The sequence below is a fragment of the Kitasatospora sp. NPDC057015 genome (genome assembly GCF_042673745.1).
GTDB lineage: Bacteria > Actinomycetota > Actinomycetes > Streptomycetales > Streptomycetaceae > Kitasatospora.
On record NZ_JBHUSG010000015.1, the window covers coordinates 20,879 to 33,622 of the forward strand.

The following is a 12,744-nucleotide window of genomic DNA, read 5'->3' on the forward strand; positions in this document are numbered from 1 at the left end:
GCCGGATGACCCCGACGATCGAACGCATCGAGGTGTCGCTGTTCACGACCGTCGCCCGGACGGCCGTCGACCCGCACGGACACCGCCACCCCTCCCCCGCGCACGAGGTGCAGGAGGCGCTCCTCACCGTCACCGACACCGACGGCGCCGCCGGCCGCGTCCTCGTCCAGCCCGACCACCTGCGCACCGCCGTGCTCGACAAGCACATCCGCCCGGCGCTGATCGGCCGGGACCCGCTGGAGCGCGAACGGCTCTGGACGTCGCTGGCCCGCCGCCAGCGCGGCGCCCACGGCGGCCTCACCGACCGCGCGCTCGGCTTCGTCGACCTCGCGCTGTGGGACCTGGCGGGCCACCGCACCGGCCTGCCCGTCTGGAAGCTGCTCGGCGGCGCTCGCAGCAGCGCCCCCGCCTACGCCTCCACCATGTGCGGCGACACCACTGCGGGTGGCCTCGCCACCCCCGCGGACTTCGCCGCCTTCGCCGTCCAGCTCGTCGAACAGGGCTACCGGGCCATCAAGTTGCACACCTGGATGCCGCCGGTGCCGGGAGCGCCGTCGGTGGCCCTGGACATCGCCGCCTGCACCGCCGTCCGCGAGGCGGTCGGCCCGGACATCGACCTGATGCTGGACGCCAACCACTGGTACTCCCGCACCGAGGCGCTGCGACTCGGCCGCGCGCTGCAGGAGTTGGACTACTACTGGTACGAGGAGCCGATGGAGGAGGCATCGATCTCCTCCTACCGCTGGCTCGCCGACCAGCTCGACATCCCGGTGATTGGCCCCGAGACGGCATGGGGCAAGAACTTCACCCGCGCCGAGTGGGTCACCTCCGGAGCCTGCGACATCCTGCGCACCGGCACCACCGACGTCGGCGGCATCACCCCCGCCGTCCGCACCCTGCACCTCGCCGAAGCCTTCAACATGGACTGCGAGGTGCACGGCAACGGCTCCGGCAACCTCGCCCTGCTCGGCGCCGGCACCAACGGCCGCTGGTACGAACGCGGGCTGCTGCACCCGCAGTTCGACTTCGACGAGGTGCCGCCGCACCTGAACTCCGTGATCGACGCGATCGACGCCGACGGTGTGGTGCGGTTCCCGCTCCGCCCGGGCCTGGGCGACGATCTCGACCTCGACCACATCAAGTCCCACACCGTCAGGACACTGTGATGACCCGGACCATCCTGCTCACCGGCGCGGCCGGCGGCGTCGGCACCCTGCTGCGCGACCTGCTCCCCCCGTACGGCTACCGGCTGCGGCTCGCCGACCTGCGACCGGTCGAGGGCGCCGCGGACGCGCTCGTCTTCGACCTGCGGGACGCGGGCGCCGTCCGTGCGGCCGTCCGCGGGGTCGACGCCGTGGTCCACCTCGGCGGCATCTCGCTGGAGGACACCTTCGCCGCCGTCCTCGGCAGCAACATCGAGGGCCTGCACCACCTGTACGAGGCCGTGCGGCTGGAGGGCGTGAAGCGGGTCGTCTTCGCCAGCAGCAACCACGCCGTCGGCTTCACCCCGCTGACCGGCGAGGGCCTGATCGGCACCGACGTCACCCCCCGGCCGGACACCTTCTACGGGCTCTCCAAGGTCTTCGGCGAGGGCCTGGCCTCGCTCTACGCCGACAAGTACGGTGTGGAGACGGTGTCGATCCGGATCGGCTCCTGCTTCCCCCGGCCGCGCTCGCCCCGGATGCTGTCCACCTGGCTCAGCCCGGCCGACTGCGCCCGGCTGGTGCACGCCGCCCTCAGCGCACCGGAGGTCGGCCACACCGTCGTCAACGGCATCAGCGCCAACACCCGCGCCTGGTGGAGCCTCACCTCCGCCCGCGCGCTCGGCTACGAGCCCCAGGACGACGCCGAGGCGTACGCGGCGGAGGTGACGGCCGAGCACGGCGAACTCGACCCCGACAGCGCCGACGCCCGGCTGCTCGGCGGGTTCTTCACCACCGTCCAGCCGCCCGCCTGAGCCCTGCGGGCGGTGGGGAGGCGCACCCCTCGGGCGGGCGCCTGCCCGGCTGTCGGGCCGCCCGGTCGTGCGGTCGTGCGGTCGTGCAGGCTGTACGGCCGTCATGCGTGCGAAGTCCCGGGAGAGGAAGCCCCGGCCGGTGATCCGGCCGGGGCTTGTCCGTGTCCGGCCGCGGAGCGCTCGGGCAGGGGCGTCGGGGTGCCCGCGGCTCGAATCAAAGTGTTCACGGACATGAACAACAATCAGATACACGTCTATTGACGCGTGCACGGTAGCCCCCCTAAGGTCCGAGAGGGCACCTTTCCCACCCGGATGTGACATTCGGGTCGCACGCACTGTTCACATATCCGAACACGTCGCGTTCCCCACCTCGAACCGCGACAGCGGCACCGACCCCACGCGCCGCTCCCCGCCCACCCCGTACGGCACGGCCGTGCCGAGCGCGGGATCGGATCGGACCGCCCCCACCGCGCAGCTCCCCCACCGCTCGTCCCGCCGACCACCCCGGCCGGACGAACCGACCCATCTGGAGACGACAGATGCAACTCAGGGCATTGATCGCGTCCGCAAGCCTCCTGGCCGGCGCCCTCGTCACGCTGTCCGGCACGGCGCAGGCCGCGTCCACCACCCGCTACGAGGCCGAGAGCTCCCCCGCCACCTGCGCCGGGACCGTCGACTCCGACTGGGCCGGCTACTCCGGCAGCGGGTTCTGCAACGGCACCAACGCCGTCAGCGGCGTCGTCCAGTTCACCGTGAACGCCCCCGCCGCAGGCACCGCCACGCTGAAGGTCCGCTTCGGCAACGGGACGACCACCGCCCGGCCCGCAGGCCTCACCGTGAACGGATCGGCGGCCTCGACGGTCTCGTTCGAGAGCACCGGCACCTGGGGCACGTGGGTGACGAAGACGCTCACCGTTGCGGTGACCGCGGGCAGCAACACCATCCGCTTCACCCCGACCACCGCCGCCGGCCTGCCGAACATCGACTACCTCGACGTCGAGGTGGCGGACACCACCACGCCGCCGCCGTCGGGCAGCGCGCTCTACGTCGCGCCGGGCGGCAGCGACGGCGCGGCCGGGACGCAGTCCGCCCCGACCACGCTCACCTCGGCGATCAGCCGCGTCACCCCCGGTGGGACGATCTACCTGCGCGGCGGGACGTACTCCTACGCACAGACCGTCACCATCCCCGAGGGCAGGAACGGCACGTCCAGTGCCCGCACCACGCTGTCGGCCTACCCCGGCGAGACCCCGGTGCTCAACTTCGCGGCACAGACCGAGGACCCGGCGAACCGCGGCCTCGCCCTCAACGCGTCGTACTGGCGCATCAACGGCATCGTCGTCGAACGCGCCGGCGACAACGGGATCTTCGTCGGCGGCAGCAACAACGTCATCGAGCGCACGGTGACGCGCTTCAACCGCGACTCGGGACTGCAGATCTCGCGGATCTCCTCCACCACCCCCCAGGGCCAGTGGCCGTCCGACAACCTCGTCCTGAGCTCGGAGTCGCACGACAACGCCGACGCCGACGGCGAGGACGCGGACGGCTTCGCCGCCAAGCTCACCGTCGGGACGGGGAACGTCTTCCGCTACACCGTCTCCCACAACAACATCGACGACGGCTGGGACCTCTACACCAAGACCGACACCGGTCCCATCGGCCCGGTCACCATCGAGGACTCGCTCTCCTACGGCAACGGCACCCTCAGCAACGGCACCGTGAACGCCAACGGCGACCGCAACGGCTACAAGCTCGGCGGCGACGACATCCCGGTCAACCACGTCGTCCGGCGCAGCATCGCCTACAACAACGGCCATCACGGATTCACCTACAACAGCAACCCCGGCACGATCGCGGTGTCGAACAACGTCGGCGTCGACAACGCCGAGCGCAACTTCTCGTTCGACAAGGGCACTTCGGTCTACCGGAACAACACGTCGTGCCGCAGCGGCAGCGGGTCGAACGACAAGACCGTCGGTGACGCCGACAGCTCGAACCAGTTCTGGGCCGGTACGAACGGATCCCGGTGCTCCGCGTACACCGGCGCCCTGAAGTGGTCGTTCGCCTCGGACGGCCACCTCGTCGTGACCTTCGGCGGCGCCGTGGTGACGCCGTAGCCGACCCCGGCGGTCCTGTTTCCGCTCCCGGCCGCGGTCGCCCGGGCCGCGGAGGCGTTGACTGCGACGCTCGCGGCCCGGCCGGCCACGAGAAGGGTGATCCCGGACGGCCCCGGCGGGCCCGGTGTGACCCAGGACACACGGTCGGGGTGCATAGCGGGGCGGGGTCCAGCGTCTTTATCAGGGGTACAGGGACGCGTCCGCGATCGTGCGGCGCGCGTGGTCGACCGCACGCGCCGCCCCCGGCGCCGCGGGACCGCGGCCGGGGCCGGCGTGCTCGGCGGGGAGGCAAGGGGTCAAGGGTGACGGGGCAGGCGCGGGCCGACGAGTTCGACCGCTTCGTGGCGGCCCGCTGGCCGGTGCTGCTCCACCTGGCGCGGCTGCTCACCGGCGGGGACCGGCACCGGGCCGAGGACCTGCTCCAGGAGGCGCTCGTCAAGCTGTGGCTCGCCTGGCCGAAGGTGGCCGAGCAGGCACCGGAGGCGTACGTGCGCACGATCCTGGCCCGCGCCGCGGCCCGCTCGGCACGGCGCCGCTGGTGGGGCGAGCAGCCCGCCGACCGGCTGCCGGACCCGCCCGGTGGGGCGGACGAGGCCGCGGACGCGGACGAACGGACCAGGTTGGAGGCCGTGCTGGCGTTGCTGCCGGCGCGGCAGCGGGCCGCGGTGGTGCTGCGCTACTACCAGGACCTGCCCGAGGGGCAGGTCGCGGAGGTGCTGGGGTGCCCGCTGGGTACCGCCCGGTCGCTCACCTCCCGTGGCGTCGCACGGTTGCGGCAGCTGCTGGCCGAGACGGTCAGCCCGGTCGAGTGAGGAGGGGAACCATGGATCGCTTCGAGCAGGAGCTGGTGCGGATGATGCGCGAGGGGCAGGAGGACGCGGTGTATGAGGACCGCCACCGGCACCGCCTGCGCGCCGGCGTACGTGCGCGGGAGCGGGCCCGGACGGCATGGACGGCCGCCGGGTCGGTGCTGACCGTCGCCGGCCTCGGCGTCGCGCTGCTGCTCCTGCCGAGTGCCCTCTCCCGGGGCGAGCCGGCCGGCCCCCGGCCGCGTCCCCTCGTCTCCGCCGAGTCGGTGACCATGACCTCGCCGGGCCGTGCGGCCTCCCCCGCCGAAGGCGCGCCGGCGCCGTACCGCCGGTCGACGCCCGGGCCGGTCACGGGGCCGGGCCGGGTCTCGGTCACCCGGCCGGCGCCGCGGCCGGGTGCGGGCGGTCCGGTCGGGTGAGATCGCCCGCCGGCGGGGCGCCCCGCCGGCCGCCGGGCACCCGGCCCACGCTCGTCCCGCCCTCCACCCGGACAAGGCCCACCACGTGATCCCCGAGAACGCGACCGCCTCCGCCGCCCCACCGCGACAGGTGCTCGATCCCCCGCCGGGCCCCTGGGAACGGCAGCTGCGCCGCGTCGGGTACGTCGCGCACCCGCACCTCTCCGTGCACGACCGGCTGACGGCGCCGTTTCCCGACCCCGGGTCGCGGTTGCGGCACACCCTCGGCCTGTCCCCGGCGACGGCGCGGCGGCCGGCACGCTGGTCGCCCTGGGGCTGGCCGCTGCTGGTGACGCTCCTCGCCGGGCTGCCGCGCTTCCGGCGGCTCGGCAGTCCGCGGGCGGTCGTGTTCGACGAGACGTACTACGCCAAGGACGCCTGGTCCCTGCTGCGGCTCGGCTACGAGGGCGGTTGGCCGGACCGCCTGGTCGCCGATCCGCAGATCCTGGGCAGCCCCCAGGTGGTTCCGCTGTCCGACCCGGGGGCCTTCGTCGCGCACCCGCCGGCCGGCAAGTGGGTGATCGCCCTCGGCGAGTGGATGTTCGGCCTCGGCCCCTTCGGCTGGCGCTTCATGACGGCGGCCCTGGGCACGCTGTCGGTCCTGATGCTGTGCCGCATCGGGCGCCGACTGTTCCGATCGACCCTGCTGGGCTGCCTCGCCGGGGCACTGATGGCGGTGGACGGCCTGCACTTCGTGATGAGCCGCACCGCGCTGCTCGACCTCGTCGTCATGGTCTTCGCCCTGGCGGCGTTCGGGGCCCTGCTCGTCGACCGGGACCGCACCCGGGCCCGGCTCGCGGCCGCCCTGCCGGTCGACGGGGACGGCCCGGCACGCCCGGACGGCCGCACCGGCGACCGCGCCGGGACGGGCCCGCGGCCCTGGCGGATCGCGGCCGGCGTGTTCCTCGGGCTGTCGGCCTCGGTCAAGTGGAACGGTCTGTACTTCCTCGCCGGCTTCCTCCTCCTCACCCTGCTGTGGGACGCGGGCGCCCGCCGCACCGCGGGGGCCCGCCACCCCTACCGCGCGGTGCTGCGCAGGGACTGCTGGTCGGCGCTGTCCCTCGCCGTGGTCGCCGCCCTGACGTACCTGGCGACCTGGACCGGCTGGTTCCGGTCCGACCACGGCTACGGGCGGCACTGGGCGGACGGCCGCGGCGGCACCTGGTCGTGGGTCCCCGCCGCGCTCCGCAGCCTGTGGCACTACGAGTCCGAGGTGTACCGGTTCAACGTGGGGCTGCAGACGCCGCACCCGTACGAGTCGAACCCCTGGAGCTGGCTGGTCCTCGGCCGTCCCGTGCTGTTCCACTACGCCCAGGCGGAGCCCGGCACGGCCGGCTGCCGCGCGGCGACCGCGTGCTCGCAGACGATCCTCGCCCTGGGAACACCGCTCCTGTGGTGGTCGGCCTGCTGCGCGCTGGTGTACCTGCTCTACCGGTGGGCGCTTCGACGCGACTGGCGCTCCGGCGCCGTCCTGTGCGGGGTGGGGGCCGGCTACCTGCCCTGGTTCCTGTACCAGGACCGTACGATCTTCTCCTTCTACGCCGTCGCCTTCGTGCCGTACCTGAGTCTCGCCGTGACGATGATGCTGGGAGCCCTGCCGGGGCCGCCGGGGGCGAGCGACCGGCGCCGGGTCCGGGGGGCGGTGCTGGCGGGGCTGCTCGTCCTGCTCATCGGCTGGAACTTCGTCCACTTCCTCCCGCTCTACACGGGGCAGTCCATCCCGTACGCCGACTGGCGCGCCCGGTTGTGGCTCGACGGCTGGCTCTGAGCCCGTGGCGAGCGCCGTCAGCGGGTCGTGCGGCTCGGCGGGGTGTCCGTGTGACACCTGTCATCCCGTAGTCGTGACGGTGCTTCATGGTGGGGGCGCTCGTACGGGCGACAGAATCGTGTCCGGCGGGCCGGCCGACCAGCGTCCGGCCCGACACCGACCGTCCGCGGGGGACCCACCGTCATGAGCAACGCAGTCGCCACAGCCACAGCCGTCGACACCGACACCGACACCACTGTGACCAGCGGGGACGGCACCGGCGGTGCCGGCGGTGCGAAGGCTCCGCTGTCCGCCGCCGAGATGTCCCTGCCGGTGTGGTTCTTCGGCTTCGAGGGCGTGCTGGCCGCCGCCTTCGACATCATCAAGGCCTTCCCGCAGGCGTGGCCGGCCCTGGTGGTGCTCGCCGCGGTCAACATCACCGTCTCGCTGACCCTGATGCGCAGGCGCCTGCGGCTCGCCAAGGCGCTCTGGCGCGGCAAGGGCACCCGCAAGGTGGCCGTCGCCCTGGTCGCGCTGCGGGTCGCGAGCCACTTCGTCCTGGAGGCGGTCGGCCTCGCGGTCACCTCCACGCTCGGCCATGTGCTCCTCGGCCTGGCCATGGCCGCCCTCACCGTCGCGCTGCTCGCCTTCACCCAACGCACCGCCCTGCGCGCCCTGGGCGCGCGCTGACCCACCCCGCCGTCGGCCACCGGCCCGGCCGGCAGCACCGGCGGTCGTCCGGATCCGCCACCCCCACGAGGCCCGTCGCGGGCTCGCGAGGTGGCGGGTGCGGTGGTCAGGGCAGCTTCTGCTCGGCCCAGATGATCTTTCCGGTCTCGGTGTACCGCGTCCCCCAGCGCTGGGCGATCTGCCCGACCATGAAGAGCCCGCGCCCGCCCTCGTCGGTGGCAGCGGCCAGCCGCACCCGCGGTGAGGTGCCGCTGGCGTCGGCGACCTGGCAGATCAGCACGCGTCCGTACAGCAGGTGCACGCTGATCGGGGCGGCGCCGTACCGGATCGCGTTGGTGATCAGCTCGCTGAGGATCAGTTCGGTGCCGAGCACCAGGTCCTCCAGGCCCCAGCGGCGCAGCTGGGCGGTGGCGGCGGCCCGGCTGGCGGCGACCGCCGCGGGCTCGGGCGGGACGTTCCACTCGGCGATCCGGTCGGCGGGCAGTGCCAGGGTGCGCGCGACCAGCAGGGCGATGTCGTCGGCCGCGTCGGCCGGGAGCATCGCGTCCAGCACGGCCTGGCAGGTCTGCTCCGGGGTGCGCGAGGGGTGGGCGAGGACGGCGCGCAGCCGGTCGAGGCCGACGTCGATGTCGTGGGTCCGTGACTCCACCAGCCCGTCGGTGTAGAAGACCAGTTGGCTGCCCTCGGGGATGTCCAGCTCGATGGTGGTGAACGGCAGTCCGCGCAGGCCCAGCGGCGGGCCGGCGGGGGTGTCGGGGATGTCGACCGTGCCGTCGGGGTGGACCAGGACGGCCGGCAGGTGCCCGGCGCGGGCGAGTTGGCAGCGGCACGAGACCGGGTCGTAGATCGCGTACAGGCAGGTGGCGCCGATGACGGCTCCCTCGCGGCCGCCGGCCGTCTCCTCCTCGTCGATCCTGCTGACGACCTCGTCGAGGTGGGTGAGGAGTTCGTCGGGCGGCAGGTCGAGCATGGCGAGGTTGTGCACGGCGGTGCGCAGCCGGCCCATGGTGGCGGCGGCGTGCAGGCCGTGGCCGACCACGTCGCCGACCACCAGCGCCACCCGGGCGCCGGACAGCGGGATCACGTCGAACCAGTCGCCGCCCACCCCGGCGTGCGCGGGGAGGTAGCGGTGGGCGGCCTCGACGGCGTCCTGGGGCGGAAGGCCGTGCGGCAGCAGGCTCTGCTGGAGGGTCACCGCGAGCCGGTGGCCGCCGCTGATGGCGGCCGTGAGCTGCTCCTGGCTGGTGTACCTGGTTTCGAACACGCCGTTGTTCCGGCCCAGCCGGAGCACCGCGATGCGGTCGGCGACGGCCTGGATGTCGTCCAGGTTGTGGCTGATCATGATCACGGCGTGGCCCTGGTCCCGCAGCCGGCGGATCAGGTCGAGTACGAGGGAGGTCTGCTCCAGGGGGAGGGCGGCCGTCGGTTCGTCGAGGACCACCAGGTGGGGCCGGCCGATCAGGGCCCGGGCGAAGGCGACGGAATGGCGGTGCTCGGCGGAGAGCGACGTCACGGGGACCCGGACGCTCGGCAGGCGGACGGAGAGCCGTTCGAGCAGCGCGATGGACCGCTGCTCCATCTCGACCTCCCGCAGCACCCCGAACCGGCGCAGCTCGCGACCGAGGTAGAGGTTGGCGACCACGTCCAGCCGGTCGACGAGCGGCAGGTCCTGGTAGACGGCGGCGATGCCGAGCCGTTGGGCGTCGACGGGTCGGCGCAGCTCGATCGGGCGGCCCTGCCACTCGATGGTGCCCGCATCCGGCGGGCCGACGCCGGAGACGACCTTGATCAACGTGCTCTTGCCGGCCCCGCTGTCGCCGACCAGGCCGAGCACCTCGCCGCCGTCCACCTGGAGGTCGACCGATTCGAGGGCCTGGACGGTGCCGTAGCGCTTGGTGATCCCGCGCAGGGACAACAGCGGGACCTGGGTCACTCGGGTGACCTCCTCACTCGCCGCGGTCCCTCCGGTGGCAGCCGGTCCTGCCGCCTCGCACCTGGGCACCTGGGGCACGGGTTTTCCACCCTGATGCCGATGGCGCAGGCAGCGCCGCCGACACACGGGAGACTGCCCCGTTCGGTGGTATCCCGTGCGCCTGGGCCCGGTCGCAGCAGGAGAGCGGCGGCTGCCCGACGACGACCGGGGTTCCGAGCGGCGCGCCGGGCACCGGACCTGGCGGGCGGAACACGGTGCCTCCCCGTGCACCGCCGCGGGAGGGGACCCTCGGTGGTCAGCTGCGCCCGGCCGTCCGGAGGAAGGCGTCGATCGCGTCGAAGGTGGCGTCGGGCCGCTCGATCTGTGGCAGGTGGCCGGCCTCCGCCAGCAGCACGAACCGGGCGTCCGGGATCGCCGCGGCGAGCCGCCGCCCGTAGTGGGGCGTGACGATGCGGTCGGCGGCTCCCCACAGGACGAGGGTCGGAACGCGGAGCGCGCCGAGCCTGGCCAGCAGGCCGGGGTCGTGCATGTACGGGTCGCCGGCGAGGTCGCGAAGCGTGGCGGCGTTCGCCTGCTGGACGGCGACCTGGGCGCGGGTCAGGCTCGCCGGGTCGACGGCGAAGCGGCCGGGGTCGTGGAAGGCGTGTTCGGCGATGCCGCGCGGGTCGAGGGCGGAGACGTCACGGATCGGCTCGCCCTCGACCAGGACACCGACCGAGTTGACGAGCACCAGGGCACCGATCCGCCCGTCGGCATCCCGCAGGGCCGCTTCCAGGGCGATCCAGCCGCCGATGGACGATCCGACGACGACGGCCCCGTGCACGTCGTCGTCGGCGAGGAGGCCGAGGTAGGCGTCGGCGAGATCCGCGACGGTGCGGACGGCGGCGGAGCGGGCGGTGCCGTCCCAGCCGGGGTGGGTCGGGGTGAGGGCGCGCATCGTGCCCGCGAGGTGGCGGGCGAGCCCGTCGACCGTCCGGGGGCCGCCGCCTCCGTGCAGGACGAGCGCCGTCCGCCCGGTGCCGGCCCCGGCGGGCTCGGCGTCGAGGCCGGGGCCCGGCCGGCGGGCCGGGGCTGCCGGGGCCGGGGTGGTCGGCGTGGGGGTGGTCGGGGTCATGGGGTGGCCGCTTTCGGTCGGGAGGGCTCGGCCGGTGCGCCGGGCTTCCCTTCCCACGGTAACTACATATACGTATATACGCAACCATAGATACATGGGTTAGGATCGGCCCATGGCTGTAGACCTCGAAACCCTGGGCCGCGCCGTCAAGCAGGCGCAGTACCGCCACCACCGCGCCCTGGACACCCGGCTGGCCGGCGTCGGCACCACACTGGCCCAGTGGGACGCCCTGCGGGCGATCGCCCGCGCGCCCGGCGCCTCCGGGCACGAACTCGCCGTGGCGACCTTCCAGGGCGACCAGGCCTTCGGCACCCTCGCCAACCGACTCGCCGCCCAGCACCTGATCGAACGGCTCCCGGGTCACGGCCGGCGGATCGAGCACCACCTCACCCCCGCCGGCGAGCGCGTCCTCGCCGCCGGGCAGGTCGTGGCCGCCGAGGTCCTGGACACCTCCTTCGCCCCGCTCACCGAGGACGAACGCGCCGCCCTCCTCGGCCTGCTCGACCGCATCGGCCTCGACCTGGCGACCGGCTGAAGGGACGGTCGGCGGTGACCGTCGGCAGGAGTTGACGGCCCGAGCGAGGTGGCGCCACCAACCGAACGCCGGCCGGCCCGGACGGGGAGAGCGGGCCGGTCAGGGCGGGCGGGCCGGGCAGGGCGGGCGGGCCGCAGAACTCGGATGCCCCGCTGGGACAGGCGGTCCATGATGTCGGGATGACGGAGGAACAAGCAGGAGAACCCGACCCCGCGTTGCTGGGCGTCGGCATCGCCGCCAACATCGTCCAGCACACCGTTCAGGGCCACGGCGGACTGGAAGTGCGACGCGGGACGAAGCACTTCTCCCCGGGCGCCAAGGTCTGGGTGGTGCCCCAGCACTGGGACTGGAGTGAACGGCTGTACGTGGTGGGGCGTCACCGCGGCCGCTTCAACCGCTGGATAGCGGTGGTGATGCGCACGGACCGACTGGAGAACCTCCGGATCCGCGGTGTCTACAGCCCGGCGCTGGGCCGCGCCCTCTCCGAGGTCGCCGGCCGCCCGTTCTGGAGCAGCTCCGACGACGCCCAGACGATGATCGACAGGTTCGACCGCCTGGTGCCCGCCGCACGGGCGACACCTCCTCCCGCCCTCCCGTAGCACCGACCGAACGAGCCGGGCCGGCCACGGCGGGCGGGAGAGCCCGCCACGACCTCGTCCGGGCTGCCGCCCTTCCGGTAATTCGATGGCGCGGAGCGCGCCCGGCGTCGACCCTGGTCACCGTGTCAGAAGCCAAGCATCAGATCCGCGCCCTCCATACGGACGCCACAGTGACGGTCTACCAGGCGTACTCGCCGGAGATCGGCCGGCCCGCAGCACTCGACGGCCGCTTTCCCGCGGCCTGGAAGCGGGACCGAATGACGTGGATCAAGCCGTCCTTCCTCTGGATGATGTATCGCTGCGGATGGGCGACCAAGGAAGGGCAGGAGACCGTCCTCGCGATCGAGATCACCCGCGAGGGCTTCGAGTGGGCCCTGGAAAACGCCTGCCCGGCGCACTACGCACACGGGCTGTACCCCGACCGCGCCGCCTGGAAGCGCCGACTGAAGCGAGCTCCGGCCCGGGTGCAGTGGGACCCCGAACGCGATGTGCACCTGCGGCCGCTGGCCCACCGCTCCCTGCAGCTGGGCCTCGCCGGCGAGGCCGCCGAGCGCTACGCGGATGAGTGGGTCGTCTCGATCAGCGACGTCACCACGCTCGCGCACGAGGTCCACGCCCACGTCAGGGACGGGGCTCTGGACGCAGCACAGCAGCTCCTCCCCGCGGAGCGCCCCTATCCCGCGAGCGACACCCTGCTCGCCCACCTGCGCGGTTGACACCGTCCCGCCTCCGTCGCGCGGGTACCGGTGGCCGGGGGCGGCTGCCTGCAGACCTGTCCGGCACCG

General features: G+C 73.6%; 11 protein-coding genes and 2 pseudogenes. 10 read left to right on the top strand and 3 right to left on the bottom strand.

Annotated elements, in window-relative coordinates:
* The first annotated feature begins 5 nt into the window (after nucleotides 1-5).
* From ACFTWP_RS16895 to ACFTWP_RS16925, 7 genes are all read left to right on the top strand, one after another.
* Complete coding sequence (locus ACFTWP_RS16895) at nucleotides 6-1,166, top strand: enolase C-terminal domain-like protein (protein WP_380265316.1); 1,161 nt, start codon at nucleotides 6-8, stop codon at nucleotides 1,164-1,166.
* On the top strand, nucleotides 1,166-1,957 hold the full coding sequence (locus ACFTWP_RS16900) for an NAD-dependent epimerase/dehydratase family protein (RefSeq protein ID WP_380265317.1): 792 nt from the start codon (nucleotides 1,166-1,168) through the stop codon (nucleotides 1,955-1,957). Before ACFTWP_RS16895 ends, ACFTWP_RS16900 begins: the two co-directional genes overlap by 1 nt.
* Before the next feature lie 539 nt (nucleotides 1,958-2,496).
* Nucleotides 2,497-4,074 carry a CBM35 domain-containing protein gene (locus ACFTWP_RS16905; RefSeq protein WP_380265318.1) on the top strand — a complete coding sequence of 526 codons (1,578 nt, stop codon included), beginning with the start codon at nucleotides 2,497-2,499 and terminating at the stop codon, nucleotides 4,072-4,074.
* A gap of 302 nt (nucleotides 4,075-4,376) precedes the next feature.
* On the top strand, nucleotides 4,377-4,886 hold the full coding sequence (locus ACFTWP_RS16910; protein WP_380265319.1) for a SigE family RNA polymerase sigma factor: 510 nt from the start codon (nucleotides 4,377-4,379) through the stop codon (nucleotides 4,884-4,886).
* Nucleotides 4,887-4,897: 11 nt separating this feature from the next.
* Nucleotides 4,898-5,302 carry a hypothetical protein gene (locus ACFTWP_RS16915; RefSeq protein WP_380265321.1) on the top strand — a complete coding sequence of 135 codons (405 nt, stop codon included), beginning with the start codon at nucleotides 4,898-4,900 and terminating at the stop codon, nucleotides 5,300-5,302.
* Between the two features lie 85 nt (nucleotides 5,303-5,387).
* Nucleotides 5,388-7,109, top strand: coding sequence for a dolichyl-phosphate-mannose--protein mannosyltransferase (locus ACFTWP_RS16920; RefSeq protein ID WP_380265322.1), 1,722 nt, complete (start codon nucleotides 5,388-5,390; stop codon nucleotides 7,107-7,109).
* A gap of 183 nt (nucleotides 7,110-7,292) precedes the next feature.
* Nucleotides 7,293-7,778 (top strand): hypothetical protein, encoded by a 486-nt coding sequence (locus ACFTWP_RS16925; protein WP_380265323.1) that lies wholly within the window; start codon nucleotides 7,293-7,295, stop codon nucleotides 7,776-7,778.
* Nucleotides 7,779-7,884: 106 nt separating this feature from the next.
* Here the strand turns inward: ACFTWP_RS16925 and ACFTWP_RS16930 are convergent.
* The 3 genes and pseudogenes from ACFTWP_RS16930 to ACFTWP_RS16940 form a co-directional block, all read right to left on the bottom strand.
* A pseudogene (locus tag ACFTWP_RS16930) lies at nucleotides 7,885-8,985 on the bottom strand (SpoIIE family protein phosphatase); the annotation flags it as partial.
* Nucleotides 8,986-9,207: 222 nt separating this feature from the next.
* Nucleotides 9,208-9,981, bottom strand: a pseudogene (locus ACFTWP_RS16935) (ATP-binding cassette domain-containing protein); the annotation flags it as partial.
* A gap of 25 nt (nucleotides 9,982-10,006) precedes the next feature.
* Nucleotides 10,007-10,825 (bottom strand): alpha/beta fold hydrolase, encoded by an 819-nt coding sequence (locus ACFTWP_RS16940; protein ID WP_380265324.1) that lies wholly within the window; start codon nucleotides 10,823-10,825, stop codon nucleotides 10,007-10,009.
* A gap of 112 nt (nucleotides 10,826-10,937) precedes the next feature.
* Here ACFTWP_RS16940 and ACFTWP_RS16945 point away from each other — a divergent pair, with 112 nt between their 5' ends.
* The 3 genes from ACFTWP_RS16945 (at nucleotide 10,938) to ACFTWP_RS16955 (ending at nucleotide 12,675) form a co-directional block, all read left to right on the top strand.
* The gene (locus ACFTWP_RS16945; RefSeq protein WP_380265325.1) at nucleotides 10,938-11,360 is read left to right on the top strand and encodes a MarR family winged helix-turn-helix transcriptional regulator; all 423 of its coding nucleotides are present in this window, start codon (nucleotides 10,938-10,940) and stop codon (nucleotides 11,358-11,360) included.
* A gap of 179 nt (nucleotides 11,361-11,539) precedes the next feature.
* The gene (locus ACFTWP_RS16950; protein WP_380265326.1) at nucleotides 11,540-11,959 is read left to right on the top strand and encodes a hypothetical protein; all 420 of its coding nucleotides are present in this window, start codon (nucleotides 11,540-11,542) and stop codon (nucleotides 11,957-11,959) included.
* A 122-nt stretch (nucleotides 11,960-12,081) separates the two neighbouring features.
* Entirely contained in the window at nucleotides 12,082-12,675 is a 594-nt protein-coding gene (locus ACFTWP_RS16955) for a DUF4291 domain-containing protein (RefSeq protein WP_380265327.1), read from the top strand.
* Nucleotides 12,676-12,744: the final 69 nt, after the last annotated feature.